Annotated in this window: 18 protein-coding genes; 14 read left to right on the top strand and 4 right to left on the bottom strand. The window is 63.7% G+C overall.

Annotated features, from left to right (window positions below; genetic code table 11):
• The first annotated feature begins 282 nt into the window (after window positions 1–282).
• The 6 genes from ATJ78_RS12435 (at window position 283) to ATJ78_RS12410 (ending at window position 7,566) form a co-directional block, all read left to right on the top strand.
• Window positions 283–1,419, top strand: a complete 1,137-nt coding sequence (locus tag ATJ78_RS12435) for a DUF262 domain-containing protein (protein WP_098408470.1) — start codon at window positions 283–285, stop codon at window positions 1,417–1,419.
• On the top strand, window positions 1,409–2,104 hold the full coding sequence (locus tag ATJ78_RS12430) for an MAE_28990/MAE_18760 family HEPN-like nuclease (RefSeq protein WP_098408468.1): 696 nt from the start codon (window positions 1,409–1,411) through the stop codon (window positions 2,102–2,104). Before ATJ78_RS12435 ends, ATJ78_RS12430 begins: the two co-directional genes overlap by 11 nt.
• A gap of 162 nt (window positions 2,105–2,266) precedes the next feature.
• Window positions 2,267–2,356, top strand: coding sequence for a zinc finger domain-containing protein (locus tag ATJ78_RS16305; protein ID WP_434061497.1), 90 nt, complete (start codon window positions 2,267–2,269; stop codon window positions 2,354–2,356).
• Window positions 2,357–2,494: 138 nt separating this feature from the next.
• Entirely contained in the window at window positions 2,495–6,160 is a 3,666-nt protein-coding gene (locus tag ATJ78_RS12420) for a chromosome segregation SMC family protein (protein ID WP_098408465.1), read from the top strand.
• Window positions 6,161–6,186: 26 nt separating this feature from the next.
• Complete coding sequence (gene ftsY, locus ATJ78_RS12415; protein WP_098408463.1) at window positions 6,187–7,065, top strand: signal recognition particle-docking protein FtsY; 879 nt, start codon at window positions 6,187–6,189, stop codon at window positions 7,063–7,065.
• Complete coding sequence (locus ATJ78_RS12410; protein WP_098408460.1) at window positions 7,066–7,566, top strand: DUF2004 domain-containing protein; 501 nt, start codon at window positions 7,066–7,068, stop codon at window positions 7,564–7,566. It abuts the gene before it with no gap.
• 8 nt (window positions 7,567–7,574) lie between these two features.
• Here ATJ78_RS12410 and lipA read toward each other — a convergent pair whose 3' ends face one another.
• Both lipA and lipB read right to left on the bottom strand, forming a co-directional pair.
• A complete protein-coding gene (gene lipA, locus ATJ78_RS12405; protein WP_098408458.1) occupies window positions 7,575–8,597 on the bottom strand; it encodes a lipoyl synthase in 1,023 nt (340 codons plus the stop codon).
• Window positions 8,594–9,235, bottom strand: coding sequence for a lipoyl(octanoyl) transferase LipB (gene lipB / locus ATJ78_RS12400; protein WP_098408455.1), 642 nt, complete (start codon window positions 9,233–9,235; stop codon window positions 8,594–8,596). The genes lipA and lipB overlap by 4 nt, the downstream gene beginning before the upstream one ends.
• A 103-nt stretch (window positions 9,236–9,338) precedes the next feature.
• Here lipB and ffh point away from each other — a divergent pair, with 103 nt between their 5' ends.
• Window positions 9,339–10,892, top strand: coding sequence for a signal recognition particle protein (gene ffh, locus ATJ78_RS12395; protein WP_098408452.1), 1,554 nt, complete (start codon window positions 9,339–9,341; stop codon window positions 10,890–10,892).
• On the opposite strand, the gene ATJ78_RS12390 is transcribed toward ffh, so the two are convergent.
• Complete coding sequence (locus ATJ78_RS12390) at window positions 10,889–12,019, bottom strand: glutamate--cysteine ligase (RefSeq protein ID WP_098408449.1); 1,131 nt, start codon at window positions 12,017–12,019, stop codon at window positions 10,889–10,891. The two genes, ffh and ATJ78_RS12390, sit on opposite strands and share 4 nt — an antisense overlap.
• A 242-nt stretch (window positions 12,020–12,261) precedes the next feature.
• Between ATJ78_RS12390 and rpsP the strand changes: the two genes are divergently transcribed.
• From rpsP to ATJ78_RS12365, 5 genes are read left to right on the top strand one after another with little or no spacing between them, the layout of a single operon-like run.
• Entirely contained in the window at window positions 12,262–12,681 is a 420-nt protein-coding gene (gene rpsP, locus ATJ78_RS12385) for a 30S ribosomal protein S16 (RefSeq protein WP_098408446.1), read from the top strand.
• A 2-nt stretch (window positions 12,682–12,683) separates the two neighbouring features.
• The gene (locus tag ATJ78_RS12380) at window positions 12,684–12,920 is read left to right on the top strand and encodes an RNA-binding protein (RefSeq protein WP_098408444.1); all 237 of its coding nucleotides are present in this window, start codon (window positions 12,684–12,686) and stop codon (window positions 12,918–12,920) included.
• A gap of 1 nt (window position 12,921) precedes the next feature.
• On the top strand, window positions 12,922–13,491 hold the full coding sequence (gene rimM / locus ATJ78_RS12375) for a ribosome maturation factor RimM (RefSeq protein WP_098408442.1): 570 nt from the start codon (window positions 12,922–12,924) through the stop codon (window positions 13,489–13,491).
• Window positions 13,492–13,529: 38 nt separating this feature from the next.
• Window positions 13,530–14,216, top strand: coding sequence for a tRNA (guanosine(37)-N1)-methyltransferase TrmD (gene trmD, locus ATJ78_RS12370; RefSeq protein WP_098409366.1), 687 nt, complete (start codon window positions 13,530–13,532; stop codon window positions 14,214–14,216).
• A gap of 51 nt (window positions 14,217–14,267) precedes the next feature.
• Window positions 14,268–14,906, top strand: coding sequence for a UdgX family uracil-DNA binding protein (locus ATJ78_RS12365; RefSeq protein WP_098408439.1), 639 nt, complete (start codon window positions 14,268–14,270; stop codon window positions 14,904–14,906).
• Here ATJ78_RS12365 and map read toward each other — a convergent pair.
• Window positions 14,893–15,657 (bottom strand): type I methionyl aminopeptidase, encoded by a 765-nt coding sequence (map, locus tag ATJ78_RS12360; RefSeq protein ID WP_098408437.1) that lies wholly within the window; start codon window positions 15,655–15,657, stop codon window positions 14,893–14,895. The genes ATJ78_RS12365 and map overlap by 14 nt on opposite strands.
• Window positions 15,658–15,743: 86 nt before the next feature.
• On the opposite strand from map, the gene ATJ78_RS12355 reads away from it, so the two are divergent.
• Both ATJ78_RS12355 and rplS read left to right on the top strand, forming a co-directional pair.
• Window positions 15,744–16,259, top strand: coding sequence for an MFS transporter (locus ATJ78_RS12355; protein WP_098408434.1), 516 nt, complete (start codon window positions 15,744–15,746; stop codon window positions 16,257–16,259).
• A 165-nt stretch (window positions 16,260–16,424) separates the two neighbouring features.
• The gene (rplS, locus tag ATJ78_RS12350; protein ID WP_098408431.1) at window positions 16,425–16,772 is read left to right on the top strand and encodes a 50S ribosomal protein L19; all 348 of its coding nucleotides are present in this window, start codon (window positions 16,425–16,427) and stop codon (window positions 16,770–16,772) included.
• Window positions 16,773–16,836: the final 64 nt, after the last annotated feature.

Raw genomic sequence — 16,836 nt, 5'->3', positions numbered from 1 at the left:
CGTGGAATCGCGGGCTTTGCTGATGCCTGACTGGAGTCGCGCCGCTGCCCGTCGACCGTCGCAGGGGGGGCCGCCACAGCTACAAGTAGCAGGGGCAGCACATCTGGGATCCGCAGATCAGCCTCGATCCGCAGACGGCTCGCTGAGGTGTGTCTCGAGCCGGTACTTGAGTGGCTGTGCGCCGTGCCAGGCCCTGCGGATCACATCGAGCGTGTGGCGTGTGCGTTGGCAGGGCCTGCGACGCACCGTTATGGTTAGAACGCCGACCGAAGGGCATCCGACATGACAACAACTTCCGATGACATCCGCAGTGGTGAGACCATCGATGAAAGCGGCGAGAACGAACAATCGGAGCCTCTCGCAATTGAACCCAGTGAGCGGAAGCTCGTAACGCAGCCGTATGATCTCGGAGTTCGATCGATCCGTGAGGATATTCGAACCGGTCGTATCAGTCTGAATATCGCCTACCAGCGCAAGTACGTGTGGGATAGCGGCAAAGCTTCGCGCCTGATTGAGTCGTTGTTATTGAACGTCCCGATTCCCGTCTGCTACTTCGCGGAAGACGAGGACGGAGTGTATGAGGTAATTGATGGGCTTCAGCGACTAACAACGATCCGTAACTTCCTTGACAATGAGTTTGCACTCACTGGTGCTTCCGTGCTGTCCGAGCTCAACGGACTTACGTTCGACGACCTGGAGCCGCGCGATCAGCGACGTCTTGAAGGGCGCACGATTCGGTGCATCGTTATCACCGCCGACAGCCACCCGGACATCAAATTCGACGTCTTCGAGCGCCTAAATACTGGAGCCGCTAGCCTGACAGCGCAGGAGCTTCGAAATTCTGTATATCGTGGCTCGTTCAACGACTCGCTTAAGGATCTTGCCAAGAAGAAGTACTTCACGGATCTACTTGGAAGTTTCACGAATCGCCGTATGGGCCACGAAGAGCTCCTCCTCCGTTATTTCGCTCTCGTAGAAGGTATTGCGACGTATAAGCCACCGCTCCGGCAACTTTTAAACGAGAAGATGCGGACGCATCGCAAATTGCCGCTTACTCCTGAAGATGCTGAACAGTTCAAAGCTGTCTGCGTGACGGTGAAAGAGGTCTTCGGGGACCGGCCCTTCAAATCGTCGGGGTCGCAGAATCCGGTGAACAAAGCGCTTTTCGATGCCGTAATGGTCGCCGTGGCTTTCTCCGATCTTCAAGCGCTGGGTTTGAGGAAAGACGCTGCAAGGGCCGCTCTCGAGGATTTGAATCGCGAGGAGCAGTTCCAAACTTCCATCGGACGTGCCACCGCAGACCGGACTCGTGTCCTCTACAGAGTGACGGCGTTAGCCGACCGGCTCCAGCGACTTGGTATTGCAACTCAGCTGTCCGAAGAACTCGTTAGCGAAGGCCTACGACAAAGTGGCGCTTGAGTCATTCCAGGACGGCACGACAGAAGTCGAAGTACTTCAGCGGCTGGCTACCAAAGCCAGCAGCGGCACGATTGACGAGAGTAACGCACTGTGTCGCGCTGCTGTTGTTCTACTAGTGAGCCACTTCGAAGCGTTCCTCAAGGCGATCGCAGAGGAGTTCGTGGATACAGTCGGTGTAGGTCATGCGACCTCTCGACAGCTACCCGAGGGGCTACGGATGGCTCACACACTTCCGCAGCTTGAATCCATCGTTACCTCTCGTGACGATACCCAGCGTACGACGCTACTAAGGAAGCTGGGAACAATTTCGCAATTGTGGAATGACGATGCGAAGCCTCCGAAAGGAACCCTCAAAGCGAAAACGTTTGCAAGGCTCGTGACGAGCGCAAAGTCAGAGATCATCAACGACCTCTTTGTGCGAATGGGTAACGGAGGCCTCGTATGCGACGGCGACATTGACGTCACATCAGGCAATGGCGAGATTCGAGTTGTGAGCATTGATTTTGGCCTGCGAGACGTAGTTCAATGCAGGAACGACATTGCGCATGGCAAGTCAGAGCGGAAGCCTACTCCTGAGGATGTCGTTCGGTATATGGAATTTCTGCTCACTTTCGCTGCTCGGCTTCAGAGAAAGGCCACTGACCTCGGGACACAGGTAACGGCGACGGCATTTGGGCCGCACTGATCATGCTGTTTCTGGAAGCTCAGGGCCGGTGCCGTCGGGGGTAGGAATCACGGATGTAAATGGCAGCATCTGTCAAACGCGGGCTCTGCAAGACATAGACGTTACCAACGGCGATGCCGTCTACTTCGCGCACAGCCTCAACGCCTACGGCTCACGGGCGAGTTGTGCCGCCGGTGCGGCACTCCGATCACGCGCATTCCCTTCGCCGCCCGGTCGTGCCATTTTTGCCCTTGGTGCCAGTGGAAACGGTGATTGCAGCCACGACGGTTCTGGTCGGCTCGCGCGGCATTCTCGGGCGACGAGCCCGTCGGCTCACCGGTATGACGCCGCAGATCCGTTACCGTAGTCCACAGAGTTCCGCACAGTTCCGGTCGGCGAAAGGCCAGCGCGTTGTATTTGAAGAGCCTCACCCTCAAAGGCTTCAAGTCGTTCGCTCAGCCGACCACGTTTGCGTTCGAACCGGGAGTGACGTGCGTTGTCGGCCCCAACGGATCGGGAAAGTCGAACGTCGTTGACGCGCTCGCCTGGGTGATGGGCGAACAGGGCGTCAAGAACCTGCGCGGCGGAAAGATGGAAGACGTCATCTTCGCGGGAACGTCGACGCGAGGCCCGCTCGGTCGTGCCGAGGTCACGCTCACGATCGACAACTCAGACGGCGCCCTCCCGATCGAGTATTCAGAAGTCACGATCAGCCGCACGCTCTTCCGCAACGGCGGAAGCGAATACGCGATCAATGGTGAAGGATGCCGTCTGCTCGACGTGCAGGAGTTGCTGAGCGACTCCGGCCTCGGCCGTGAGATGCACGTCATCGTCGGGCAAGGGCGCCTCGATACCGTGCTGCACGCGAGCCCGGAGGACCGGCGCGGCTTCATCGAAGAGGCTGCGGGAATTCTCAAGCACCGCAGGCGCAAAGAGAAGACCGTTCGCAAGCTCGATGCGATGGAGACGAATCTCACACGCTTGAGTGATCTTGCGGGAGAGATCCGGCGTCAGCTCAAGCCACTCGGCAGGCAAGCGGAGATCGCCCGCGAGGCGCAGACCATCGCGGCTGTCGTGCGCGACGCCCGGGCGCGCATTCTCGCCGACGACGTCGTGACGCTGCGCACGACGCTCGACGCATTCGGCCGCAGCGAAAGCGAGCGGCACACCGAGCGCATCGTGCTGCAGGAGCAGCTCGAGCAGAAGCAGCTGCGCATCACGCACATTGAGAAGGCGCAGCTCGGCGACTCCGTCGACGAGGCGCGGCGCATCTCGTACGGTCTCGATTCTGTGCAGCAGCGACTGCGCAACCTGCACACGCTCACGGGTCAGCGCATCGCCCTGCTCGACGCTCAATCTGAGCAGACCGAGACTGTGCAGACCGTTTCGGAGCAGATGATCGCCGATGCCGAGAGCGAGCGTGAGCAGCTGAGTGCCGATATCGTCACGGCAGAGCAGGCCGCGGAGGGGGCGCGAGCGTACACGGCGCAGACACGCGAGCGCCTCGACGCTGTTGATCAGGAGATCCAGGCGCAGGCAGATCTCGTCTCGCAGCACGATCTCGAGATCGCCAAGCTGTCGGGGCAGGTTGAGACCGCGGAGTCAAAGCTCGCCGCCGTGCGCGGAGAGCGGCTGAGACAGCAGAATTCACTGGATGCTGCAGTGCAGCGCCGTGACGAGGCGAAGCACCGCCTCGGCGAGCTCGAAGACGTCTCGAGCGAGAGCACGGCGAGCGAGTCGGGGCTCGACGAGGCGTACGAGCTGGCGCAGTCACGCGTCTTCGACGCCGAAGCGGAGATCGACCGGCTGCGCGATGAGCTGCACGGCAACGAGCGTGAGCGCGATGCACTCGCCGCGAAAACAAGTGCGCTGTCTCGGGCGCTCGACATCAGGGACGGAGCAGCCGACCTTGTTGCGGCGGGTCTTGACGGCGTCGCGGGTATCGTCGCCGACAGCGTGCAGGTGACGCCCGGCTACGAGGCGGCGGTTGCTGCAGGACTCGGAACGCTCGCCGACGCAGTTCTCAGCGATACGAGAGCGGCCGCGGAGAGCGCACTCGCGCATGCGAAGCAGAACGATCTGGGGCGGGTCGAGGTCGTTCTCGCCGACGCGCCGCGGCGCCAGCTCACGTGGCCGACAACGGGCGTGGTCTCTGCAGCATCCGTCGTCTCGGCCCCCGACGGTGTGCTCGGCCTTCTCGATCACATCGGCATCGTCTCGGATGTCTCCGCGGCGCGTACCGCGAGCGCGGCGATGCCCGACGCGGCGGCGCACGTCACGTTCGTCACCGAAGACGGCGACGTCGTCACCGAGCACGTGCTTCGCGGAGGCTCGGGCGGCAAGCAGGGGCGCATCGAGCTGCTCGCCGAGAGGGATGCTGCAGCAGAACGCCTCACCGAGGTGACGAGTGCCATCGAGCACCTGCGCTTCGACCTCGACGCGCAGAGGGTCGAGCACAAGGCGGCGAAGGAGCAGTCGCAGCTCGCTCTGCAGGCGCTGCGCGAGTTTGACGCGCAGCTTGCCGCCGAGACCGAGGCCCTGAACAAGGCGAAGGTGCAAGTTGAGGCATCAGTCGCCGAGTGCGAGCGCCTTACCACCTCACTCGCGGCATCCGAGACGGCCGTCGCCGACGCCGAAGCGGCGCACGAGAAGACGAAATCCGCGCTGGAGAGCGCCCGCAGTCGCCCGCGGCCGATTCTCGATGTTTCTGCCCGCGATGAGCTGGCGGCGGAACGAGAGCGAGCCCGCGAAGCGGAGGTCGAGGCGCGATTCCACGTTGAGACCGCGCGCGAACGCGTGGCCGCGCACGACGAACACGTGCGCACACTCAAGCGACGCCGCGAGAGCGAGCGACAGGCTGCCGAGGCAGCGGCTCGGCGGGCCGTGATCCGCCGCCGCCAGCTGGACGCCGCGAACCGGGTGTCGGAGGCGCTTCCGGACGTGCTCGCCTCCGTCGACCGCTCGGTGCGCGAAGCATCCGTCACCCTCGCGCGCGCCGAAGAGCAGCGCGCGAGCCAGAACGAAGAACTGGCGAACCTGCGCCGTGAGGAGTCGGCACTGCGTGAACGGCTGCAAGCGGTGACTGACGATGTGCACGGACTCGAACTGCAGATCTACGAGAAGAAGCTGCAGCTGTCGAGTTTTCTCGAGCGAGCCGGGAGCGAGCTCGGTCTCGTCGAGGACGTTCTGGTCGCCGAGTACGGCCCTGACGTTCCGGTTCCCGTCGATGTCGCGGATGCCCCCGAGCTGCCCGAGCCCGCGGAACCGGGCGAAGACGCTGACGAGAATGGAGACGGGGAGCAGCCGTCCGCCGCGGGCGAGAGGGATGACGGTGAACCCGCTGATGCATCGCATGACGGTGCGAACGACGCCGAGCATGAGCCCGATTTCGAGACTGTTCCGTACGACCGCTCGGAGCAGCAGCGCCGCCTGGAGAAAGCGGAGCGCCAGCTGCAGAAGCTCGGCCGTGTGAACCCGCTTGCGCTCGAGGAGTTCGCAGCGCTCGAGCAGAGGCACAAGTTCCTCACAGAGCAGCTCACCGATCTGACGAACACGCGGAAGGACCTGCTGACGATCATCGACGAGCTCGACGAGAAGATGCAGTCGATCTTCCGCGACGCGTTCGAGGACACCAAGCGGGCGTTCAGCGAGGTCTTTCCGATTCTGTTTCCGGGAGGGACCGGAAGCATCTCTCTCACCGATCCCGATGACATGCTCAGCACAGGTATCGATGTGGCGGTGCGGCCGGCGGGAAAGAAGATCGAGCGACTCTCTTTGTTGTCGGGAGGGGAGCGGTCGCTCGCGGCCGTGGCTCTGCTCATCGCGATCTTCAAGGCACGGCCGAGCCCGTTCTACATTATGGACGAGGTCGAAGCAGCTCTCGATGACGCGAACCTCGGCCGGCTGCTGGCGATCTTCGAGTCGCTTCGCGAAGCATCACAGCTCATCGTCATCACGCACCAGAAGCGCACAATGGAGATCGCCGATGCGCTCTACGGCGTCTCGATGCGACAGGACGGCGTCTCGGCTGTTGTCGGTCAGCGGCTTGCCGAGGAGCGTGAACGGGCAAGCGCATGACCGCCTCGTGCGGCTACGCTTGACGCATGGCACAACGCACTCCGTGGTCACTGTCGGGCGCCCTCAAGGGCATGTTCCAGAAGCCCACGATCGACGAGACGACGTGGGACGACCTCGAGTACGCGCTGATCACGGCGGACTTCGGGTCCGACATCGCCGAGGCGATCATCGACGAGCTTCGGGCGAATGTCGACCGATACCACACGACGGACCCGCGCGATCTCCAGCGGATGCTGCGTGAGATCGTCGACGCGCGGCTCAGCCGCTTCGACCCGACGTTGAAGCTGAGCGAGCGACCGGCCGTCGTGCTCATGGTCGGGGTTAACGGCGTGGGCAAGACGACGACGATCGGCAAACTCGCCCGGTTTATCAGCAACGCCGGTCGCAGCGTCGTCGTCGGAGCCGCAGACACGTTCCGCGCCGCTGCCGTGGAGCAGCTGGGAACGTGGGCGGAGAGGGCTGGAGTCGCGATCGTCAAGCCTCAGCATCAGGGGCAGGATCCTGCGTCTGTGGCATACCAGACCGTCGAGCACGCGCTCGGAACCGGAACCGAGATTGTGATCATCGACACCGCTGGCCGCCTGCACACCAAGGGCGGGCTCATGGACGAGCTGGCGAAGATCCGGCGGGTCGTCGAGAAGCAGACACCCATCGCCGAAGTGCTGCTTGTTCTCGACGCGACGACGGGGCAGAACGGCGTGCAGCAAGCGCAGGCATTCATCGAGCACGCTGGCGTCACCGGGCTCGTGCTGACGAAGCTCGACGGTTCGGCGAAGGGAGGCTTCGTGCTGGCTGTGCAAGAGCGCACGGGACTTCCCATCAAGCTCATCGGCCAAGGCGAGAAGATCGGGGACATCACGGGATTCACCCCTCACGTCTTCGCCCAGAATCTTGTGGGAGCGTAAATGGGTATCGAACACGACTTCTTCGGCGTCATTGAATCGGACGCGTCCGGATCGCTGTACTGGTCGGAGACCGTCGATGCCGGCGACCAGACGGTGGACGTCTCTCTCAGCGCGCCCGCGGACACGGCGGTGAGCGACGAGGCTCTCGAGGTCGCCCAGGCGATGATCGCCACGCTTGAGGGGCTCGACATGAGGGCACGGGAGGCCCTCGTCGCCGAACTTGGCACACCAGCATCCGATGTCACCGCATTTCTGCTCGACATCGACGAGCAGTTCGGACCGGAGCTCGCGTCGTTCATCACCCGCGAATCCGGTGATCGCGACATCGACGTGCTCCGCTCACTGGAGCTGCTGCGCGTCGTGTTCCATCCGCACCAGGTGGGGGAGGGCGACGCATTCGTGTCGCTCGAGTTCGCCCTCGCGCCCGACGAGAGCGAGCTCGCCCTGCTGGTGCACCTGAGCATTCGGGGCGAGACCGTCTCCACCGAGTATCTGGACTGATCGTCGCGTCAGACGGCCTGTGCAAACGGTCGTGAGTCGTCGGCCAAGTGGCGCAGCGCCGCGGGAATCGGGCGGCCGGAGGCGACCATCGATTGCGCCCAGAGCCGACCGGCGCGATACGACGAGCGAACGAGCGGCCCCGCAAGCACGCCGAGAAAGCCCATCTGCTCTGCAGCATCCTTGAACTCGATGAATTCCTGCGGTTTGACCCACCGCACGACCGGCAGGTGACGTGGCGACGGCCGAAGGTACTGGGTGAGGGTGATGATGTCGGTACCTGCGACGCGGAGGTCCTGAAGTGCGGTGATCACCTCGTCAGGTTCCTCGCCCATGCCGAGAATGAGGTTCGACTTGGTGATCAGTCCCGCGTCGCGAGCCTGCGTCAGCACCCCCAGTGATCTCTCGTACCGGAACGCCGGACGAATGCGCTTGAACAGCCGTGGTACGGTCTCGACGTTATGCGCGAACACCTCGGGACGCGCGGAGAAGACCTCGGCAAGGTGATGCGGGTTGCCCGAGAAATCGGTAGCGAGGATTTCGACTCCTGTTCCCGGGTTTTCCCGGTGGATCGCCCGTACGGTTTCTGCGTGCAGCCACGCGCCTTCGTCGGGCAGATCGTCGCGCGCGACGCCCGTGACCGTCGCGTAGCGCAGCTGCATGCGTGCAACGGAAGCTGCAACGCGCCGCGGCTCGTCGGTGTCGTATGCAGCGGGTTTGCCCGTGTCGATCTGGCAGAAATCGCAGCGCCGGGTGCACTGAGAGCCGCCGATCAAGAAGGTCGCCTCGCGATCTTCCCAGCACTCGTAGATGTTCGGGCAGCCGGCCTCCTGGCAGACGGTATGCAGGTTCTCATCAGCGACGAGCGCGCTGAGCTGGGTGAACTCTGGTCCCATTCGTGCTCTCGTCTTGATCCAGTCCGGTTTGCGCTCGATCGGGGTCTTGGCGTTTCGCGCCTCGAGGCGAAGCAGCGGACGCCCGCTCGGCGCGATCGACTGACGCCCCTGCTCGCCCGTCGGGCCGCACCCGCTCACGCGACAGCTCCGACCGAAAAGGCGTCCTCGAACGCACGCGACACACGGTCGACCAGATCCGCCGGTGTCACGCGCCGGCCGAGCTGCTGCGACATGCTTGTCACCCCGGCATCGCGAATGCCGCACGGGACGATGCGTTCGAATGCCGCAAGGTCGTTGTCACAGTTGAGGGCGAAGCCGTGCATTGTCACGCCCTCGGCGACCCGGACTCCAATCGCCGCGATCTTCGCGTCAGCGCCGCCGCCGCGCACCCAGACTCCGGATCGTCCGGGCACCTGGACTCCCGTGATGCCGAGCGGCGACAGCACGGTGATGAGCATCGCCTCGAGTGAACGCACGTAGGCCACGACGTCGACCGGGTCCGCAAGTCGCACGATCGGGTAGCCGACGAGCTGTCCGGGACCGTGCCACGTGATCTTCCCGCCGCGATCGACATCGATCACGGGAGTTCCGTCGTCTGGACGCTCGTTCGCATCGGTGCGCTTGCCCGCGGTGTACACGGCTGCGTGTTCGAGAAGCAGAAGAGAATCCGGGATGCTGCCGTCGGCGACGTCGCGGTGCGTTCGCCTTTGCAGCTCCCACGCTTCGTGATAGGGGACGTAGTCGGGCGCGAGCCCGACGATCGATGTGGTCAGCATGGCGCAACGATAGCGTTAATGTACTCAGACTAAAAATAGTGGGGTGCCGGTGGGCAGCCTGTGACGCGCGCGCTCAGTGAAACCCAGTAGAATTGGTGTCCAAATGGCTACATTCGGAACGCTCTCAGATCGGCTCGCCGATACATTCAAGAACCTTCGCAAGAAGGGAACACTGTCGGCTTCGGACGTCGACGGCACCGTTCGGGAGATCCGGCGTGCGCTGATCGACGCGGACGTCGCCTTCGACGTGGTGAAGGACTTCACGACGCGCGTTCGCGAACGTGCGCTCGGAGACGAAGTGAATAAGGCGCTGAATCCCGCGCAGCAAGTCGTGCAAATCGTGAACGACGAGCTCGTGGGCATTCTCGGCGGAGAGCAGCGGCGACTCGAGTTTGCGAAGACGCCGCCGACGGTGATCATGCTCGCGGGTCTGCAGGGTGCCGGAAAGACGACTCTCGCGGGCAAGCTCGCGCGGTGGCTCGCGAAAGACGGCCACACACCGCTTCTCGTCGCGTGCGACCTCCAGCGACCCAACGCCGTGACTCAGCTCGGCGTCGTGGCCGAGCAGGCAGGCGCGGAACTCTTTGCCCCAGAACCGGGCAACGGTGTCGGCGACCCCGTCAAGGTCGCCAAGAACTCCATCAAGCACGCTCGCGACAAGATGTACGACACGGTCATCATCGACACCGCTGGGCGCCTCGGCGTCGACGCTGAACTCATGAAACAGGCGGCGAACATCCGCAAAGCCGTCGATCCTGACGAGGTGCTCTTCGTCATCGACGCCATGATCGGCCAGGATGCTGTCGCGACGGCGAAAGCGTTCCAGGAGGGCGTTGACTTCACCGGAGTCGTGCTCTCGAAGCTCGATGGCGACGCTCGCGGCGGTGCTGCGCTCTCTGTCGCCTCGGTCACGGGACGCCCGATCATGTTCGCCTCCACGGGAGAGTCGCTCGGCGATTTCGAGCCGTTCCACCCGGATCGCATGGCGAGCCGCATCCTCGACCTCGGTGACATCCTCACTCTTATCGAGCAGGCCCAGCAGGCGTTCGATGAGGAAGAAGCGCGTCAGGTTGCCGAGAAATTCGCGACCGACACCTTCACGCTCGACGACTTCCTCAAGCAGATGCAGCAGCTGCGCAACATGGGCTCCATCAAGAAGATGATGGGAATGCTGCCCGGCATGGGGCAGATGAAAGATCAGCTCGAGAACTTCGATGAGAAGGAGATCGTTCGCACCGAGGCGATCATCCAGTCGATGACGCGGGGGGAACGCACGAATCCGAAGCTTCTGAACGGGTCCCGCCGGCTTCGAATTGCGCGCGGCTCCGGAACGACGGTCACCGAGATCAACCAGCTCGTCACCCGCTTCGAGCAAGCGGCGAAGATGATGAAGACCGTCTCCAAGGGCGGCATGCCGCAGATGCCGGGCATGGGCCCGGTTCCCGGGGCCCACGGCGGAAGTTCGCGAAAGGCGAAGAAGGGCAAGAAGAAGGGCGGTTCGCGGTCGGGCAATCCGGCAAAGCGCGCCGCTGAGAATGCCCAGATCGGCGAGACCGCCGCGGCTCCGAAGGGGAATGGTTTCGGGCTCGGTGCGGCGGGGCAGAAGCCGCCGAGCGAAGAAGAGCTGGCCTCGTTGCAGAAGTTCCTCGGCCGCTAACCGAGACTGATCTCCTGCGAGAGGTGCTCCACGACGGCGCTCAGCTCGCCGTTCGTCGATGCAGCGACACGTCTCTGACGATCGCTGCTTCCGCCGTTCGCGATCATGTCACGGATCGAAGCGAGCTCTGCCGTGCAGCCGAGGCGCTCAGCCACCGGCTCGAGCCGCTCCACGTGTCGCGTGATGTCGTCAGTGACGGCGCGCTGCGTGCCGTTTCGATCGACGATGATCGTCGCCTCGAGGCCGTAGCGCGCCGCGCGCCATTTGTTCTCGCGCACGAACCACGGTTGAAGCTCCTCGACGGGAAGCCCGTCCTCGAGCCGTTGGGCAAGGTCGTCGACGAGGCAGTGCACAAGCGCCGCGACGGAAGCGAGCTCCGACATCGTTGAGATGCTGTCGCAGAACCGCACCTCGACGGTGCCCCACCTGGCTGAGGGGCGAACGTCCCAGCGCACCTCGGTCTGGTCCTCGATGATGCCTGTGGCGAGCTCATCCGCAACGTAGCGCTCGTAATCGCTCCATGTGCGAATCTGCTCGTAGGGCAGCCCCGCCGTCGGAAGCTGCTGAAACATCAGCGAGCGATTCGACGCGTATCCTGTGTCGACGCCACCCCAGAACGGGCTCGACGCCGACAGAGCCAGGATGTGCGGGAAATAGCGGAGCATCCCTGCGACGACGGGCATGGCCTTGTCGACGTGATCCAGTCCCACGTGCACGTGAACGCCCCAGATGAGCATGTTTCGTCCCCACCACTGAGTGCGCTCGATGAGCTTGTGATAGCGCTCCTTGTCGGTGACCGGCTGGTTGAACCATTGGCCGAAGGGATGTGCACCGGCTGCGATGGGGGAGACGCCGCGGGCGGCAGCGACGCCTCTGAGCTCCGCGAGAAGGCCGGCGAGCTCGGCGACGGCTCCGGGGGCGCTCGGGTGTACACCGCTCACGAGCTCCACGGTATTCTGCAGCAGCTCAGAGACAATCTGCGGATGCTCGTGACCATCAGACCTCTGCAGGTCACCGAGAACGTCGCCCGCAGCATTCGTGAGTTCACCGGTCGCCTGATCGACGAGGGCGAGCTCCCACTCGATGCCGATCGATGATCGGGCGGACCGTGCAAATTCAATCGTCATGGGGCTGCGACCTTCCTCTGCCGAGGCCACCATCCTCACACGCCTGGCAACCACCGAACAGCCCCGTCGCGATTCAGGAGGCGAATTAGCAGTCGGCCCCGGAATCTGGCAGAATGAGTCGCTGAACCTGTGATTGCTCGACCCTCTATCCGGCAGTCACGGTCATTCATGAGTTTTCGCGCCGTCTGTGTACCCCACCGGTCGGGCCGAGCACACCAACCAACAGACATCTCAGGAGAATTGTGGCTGTCAAGATTCGTTTGAAGCGCCTCGGCAAGATCCGGGCGCCGTTTTACCGCATCGTCGTCGCTGACTCACGCACCAAGCGTGATGGTCGGGTCATTGAGGAGATCGGCAAGTACCACCCGACCGAGGAGCCCTCGCTGATCGAGGTCGACTCGGAGCGCGCGCAGTACTGGCTCTCGGTCGGTGCGCAGCCGACGGAGCAGGTAGAAGCACTCCTCAAGCTCACGGGCGACTGGGGAATCTTCAAGGGAGACAAGGATGCCGTTTCGACGGTGAAGTCGCCCGAGGCAAAGACCGAGTTCGTTGCTGACGAGAAGAAGAAGCCGGTGCTCAAGCCCAAGGCCGAGAAGCCAGCCGAGAAGCCTGCCGACGATGCAGCGGGCGACGCCGAAGCACCGGCCGAGGAGCAGGCCTAGTCTTGCTCGCTCCCGCTCTGGAACACCTCGTCAAGGGAATCGTCGACAATCCCGACGACGTGAACGTCCTTGCCAAGAGCACCTCGCGCGGCGAGGTCCTCGAGGTTCGCGTGAACCCCGAGGACCTCGGCCGTGTCATCGGTCGCTCGGGCCGCACGGCCAAAGCACTGCGCACGGTCGTCGGCGCTCTCGCTGACGGCTCGCGTGTTCGTGTCGACGTTGTCGATACCGACAACTGACGTGGCATCGCACGATCCTCGTCACACAGCGCTCCGCGTCGGGCGGCTGACCAAGGCGCATGGTCTGAAGGGCGCGCTCAAGCTCGAGCTGTACACGGACGATCCGGATCGCCGGTTTGTTCCCGGAGCAGCGTTCAGCCTTCAGGTTCCCGCGTCTTCTCCGTGGCACGGTTCGTCGATCGTGCTCACGGAGCTGCGCTGGTACAACGGCTCGCCCGTGGCGTTCTTCGAGGGAGTGACCGACCGCACGGCGGCCGAGTCACTCGTCAAAGCCATCCTCTGGACCGACGACACCGAGCAGCCAGCCGAGGACAACGCCTGGTACGACCACCAGCTCGTCGGTCTTCGTGTCCTCAGGGATGGTGCAGAGGTCGGCTCTGTGAGCCGCGTCGATCATCTTCCCTCCCAGGACCTGCTGATCGTCGAGACGCCCGGCGGCGAGGTCATGGTGCCCTTCGTCGCTGACATCGTGCCGACGGTCGACATCGACAACGGCAGCGTCGTCGTGACGCCGCCTGCTGGCCTCTTCGAGGAGATCCCGGACGACGCCGAAACGACGGAGTCCGACTAAACGGCGACCTCTCGGCGGTGCCCGCTTAGACTCACATGATGCGCTTCGATATCGTCACGATCTTTCCCGAGTACTTCGGGGCCCTCGACATCTCGCTGCTGGGGCGGGCACGTCAGAGCGGACTGATCGATCTCGGCGTGCATGACCTGCGCGATTACACACACGACCGGCATCGAACCGTCGATGACACACCCTATGGCGGGGGTGCCGGAATGGTCATGAAACCGGAGCCATGGGGAGAGGCCCTCGATGAAGTTCTCACGGACTCCGACGACCCTCTTGTGATCTTCCCCTCGCCGGCCGGCGAAGTGTTCACCCAGAGAACTGCGCGTGAGCTCGCAGAAGAATCGCACCTCGTGTTCGGGTGCGGACGCTATGAGGGTATCGACCAGCGCGTCTTCGACCACACGGCGTCGCGTGCTCGAATGAGGCTGGTGAGCCTCGGTGACTATGTTCTCAATGGGGGAGAGGTCGCGGTCATGGCCATGATCGAGGCCATCGGCCGGCTTCTGCCCGGCGTCGTGGGAAACCCCGAAAGCCTCGTGCAGGAGTCCCACGAAGACGGACTCCTCGAGTACCCCAGCTACACAAAGCCGTCTCGCTGGCGCGACCTCGACGTGCCTCCCGTGCTCCTGAGCGGAAACCATGCGGCCGTTGATGCCTGGCGTCACGAGCAGCAGCTTGAGCGAACGCGGCGCGTCCGCCCTGATCTGCTCGCTGACTAAGCTGCTGTCAAGCCGTCGCCGCGTGGGCGGGCGGCGACTTACACTCGCCCCATGAGTGAGCCAGAGCGTCCGGGAGCTGACGAGTGGGTGCCGAACACGGTCGAGCTGCGTCGCCTGCGCGCGGCCGTTCAGGATTGCCGCGGCTGCGAACTGTGGCGGGATACTACTCAAGCCGTGTTCTCGTCTGGAACGAGGAGCGCCGCGCTCATGTTCGTGGGGGAGCAGCCCGGAGACCGCGAGGACGTCGAGGGCGAGCCGTTCGTCGGCCCGGCGGGATGCCTTCTCGATCGAGCCCTTGACGCGGCAGGCATTGCTCGGAGTGATGCGTATCTCACGAATGCCGTCAAGCATTTTCGTCATGCACAACGTGGCAAGAAGCGCATCCACGAGAAGCCGGCGGTCGGCCATATCGTCGCGTGTCATCCATGGCTCGACGCTGAACTGCGCGCGGTCGACCCCGACGTCATCGTATGCCTCGGCGCGACGGCCGGACGCGCCGTGCTCGGACGCCCGACGAAGGTGACAGCCGAACGCGGACACCCGCTGGTCGCGGACGGCCGCGACCAGAGCGTCGTCGTGACGACCCACCCCTCAGCCGTTCTTCGCGTGCGAGAAGAGGCTCAGCGAGACGCGGCCTTTGCGGCGCTCGTCGACGACCTCATCGTCGCGCGGGACATCAGCGCGCGGTGAGAACGAGCGGCCCGTCTTCGGTGATGGCGATCGTGTGCTCCATATGGGCGCCTCGCGAACCGTCCGCGCTGCGGAGCGTCCACCCGTCAGCATCCGTGACGATCTTGTCTGTCGACTGCAGAAACCACGGTTCGATCGCGACGACCAGGCCGGGGCGCAGCGGGTAGCCGCGGCCAGCGCGCCCGTCGTTCGGAATGTGCGGGTCGCCGTGCATCGTGCGCCCGACGCCGTGACCCCCGAAGTCCGTGTTGATCGAATAGCCCGCGCCGCGAGCGACCTGGGCAATCGCGGCCGAGATGTCGCCGATCTTCGACCCGGTGCGTGCAGCAGCAACACCCGCGTCGAGGGCCCGCATCGTCACGTCGATGAGCCGTGCGTCTTCGTCACGCGGCGTGCCGACGATGACGCTGAGGGCCGAGTCGGCGACCCAGCCGTTGACGGATGCTGCGAAGTCGACGCTCAGCAGGTCTCCGTCGCGCAGCCGATAGTCGTGCGGAAGACCGTGGAGCACCGCATCGTTCACAGACGTGCAGAGCACTTTGCCGAACGGCATGGCTCCGAACGACGGGTGATAGTCGATATAGCACGACTCGGCGCCGGCTGCGCGAATTCGATCGTGGGCGAGCCGGTCAAGCTCCAGCAGATTGACGCCGACATCCGCGGCGTCGGCCAGCGCCGTCAGCGTCTCAGCGACGAAGCGTCCGGCGGGTCGCATCTGCTCGATTTCGTCTGGCGTTTTCAGTTCGATCATGTGGTCCTCCGTCCCCTATTCTTTCAGCCAGCCAGTACGCAGTGGGCGTGGGTGGTTCTCTCAGCCTCTCGCCCTAGCATGAAGTCATGTTTCTTCGCAGGGCCGTCTACTACTGGCAACTCGCCGCGGTGCTGCTTCTTCCTCTGTGGCTCTTCGTCGGCTGGGGAATCTGGGGCGGGAGCGCGTGGACGTTCGTCGGTGTCGTCGTAGCCGCCCCCGTTCTGTTCGTCGCCCTCCTCATTGTGACGCTCGTCATCTATGGGCGGGCCGAAGTGCGCAACCACAACGCGGTGTCGTGGATCGACATGGCGATTCTGCTTGGATGGCACGCGAGCATCGTCGGGTTTGGATGCTTCGGACCGACGGCCTCCCTCTTCGCCGTGCTCACAGTGGTCTTCGGCCTCACGGCATTCTGGGTCGCGCTCTGGGAGCTCGTACGCAGCGTGACGAGAAGGGCGCGCGACACCCTCAAGGAGTTCGAGGCGATGGCGAGCGGTCCGACTCACGGCACGGTGCACTCGTCGCGCGAGCGCACCGACGGTCGTCCGTCGTCCGACGACGTGTTCGTCGTCTACGAAGGGCGTCGCGACAAGAGCGCCTGACGAATTGGCGTCGCGGGCACAATCGTGGCAGAATTGACGTTCGTGCCTTGGCTCGGTTCTGCCACAGGGGAACCTACGCGCACCGGACTTTCCGAAACGGCACGCACCTTCAACTTACCTAATGATTCGTGCTCGACCTGTGGCGGGCGCAGAGAGTGAACGACCATGCACATCCTCGACAGCGTCGATGCAGCATCCCTCAAGTCAGATATCCCTGACTTTCGCCCCGGTGACACCGTCAAGGTGCACGTGAACATCATTGAGGGATCGCGTTCGCGTATTCAGGTCTTCCAGGGCACCGTCATCGGACGACAGGGCCACGGCGTGCGTGAGACCTTCACAGTTCGCAAGGTCAGCTTCCAGGTCGGCGTCGAGCGTACGTTCCCCGTGCACTCGCCCGTCGTCGACAAGATCGAGCTCGTGACACGCGGTGACGTGCGTCGCGCGAAGATCTACTACCTGCGCAACCTCCACGGCAAGAAGGCGAAGATTCGCGAGAAGCGCGCCAACTGATCCGCGCCGTTGGTAAATTCAGCCGAGCTCCCCACCTAGAATGGTGGGGAGCTCGGACGGTTTA

The sequence above is a fragment of the Paramicrobacterium agarici genome, assembly GCF_002563955.1.
In the GTDB taxonomy this organism is placed as follows: Bacteria; Actinomycetota; Actinomycetes; order Actinomycetales; family Microbacteriaceae; genus Paramicrobacterium; species Paramicrobacterium agarici.
The sequence above is the reverse complement of the archived record's forward strand: the minus strand, read 5'-3'. Positions and strand labels throughout refer to the sequence as shown.

Coding starts and splice junctions, on each gene's coding strand:
- ATJ78_RS12435 (WP_098408470.1), top strand. CDS start 283: ATGACAACAACTTCCGATGACATCCGCAGTGGTGAGACCATCGATGAA.
- ftsY (WP_098408463.1), top strand. CDS start 6,187: ATGGCACAACGCACTCCGTGGTCACTGTCGGGCGCCCTCAAGGGCATG.
- ATJ78_RS12410 (WP_098408460.1), top strand. CDS start 7,066: ATGGGTATCGAACACGACTTCTTCGGCGTCATTGAATCGGACGCGTCC.
- lipB (WP_098408455.1), bottom strand. CDS start 9,235: ATGCTGACCACATCGATCGTCGGGCTCGCGCCCGACTACGTCCCCTAT.
- ffh (WP_098408452.1), top strand. CDS start 9,339: ATGGCTACATTCGGAACGCTCTCAGATCGGCTCGCCGATACATTCAAG.
- ATJ78_RS12390 (WP_098408449.1), bottom strand. CDS start 12,019: ATGACGATTGAATTTGCACGGTCCGCCCGATCATCGATCGGCATCGAG.
- trmD (WP_098409366.1), top strand. CDS start 13,530: ATGCGCTTCGATATCGTCACGATCTTTCCCGAGTACTTCGGGGCCCTC.
- ATJ78_RS12365 (WP_098408439.1), top strand. CDS start 14,268: ATGAGTGAGCCAGAGCGTCCGGGAGCTGACGAGTGGGTGCCGAACACG.
- map (WP_098408437.1), bottom strand. CDS start 15,657: ATGATCGAACTGAAAACGCCAGACGAAATCGAGCAGATGCGACCCGCC.
- ATJ78_RS12355 (WP_098408434.1), top strand. CDS start 15,744: ATGTTTCTTCGCAGGGCCGTCTACTACTGGCAACTCGCCGCGGTGCTG.
- rplS (WP_098408431.1), top strand. CDS start 16,425: ATGCACATCCTCGACAGCGTCGATGCAGCATCCCTCAAGTCAGATATC.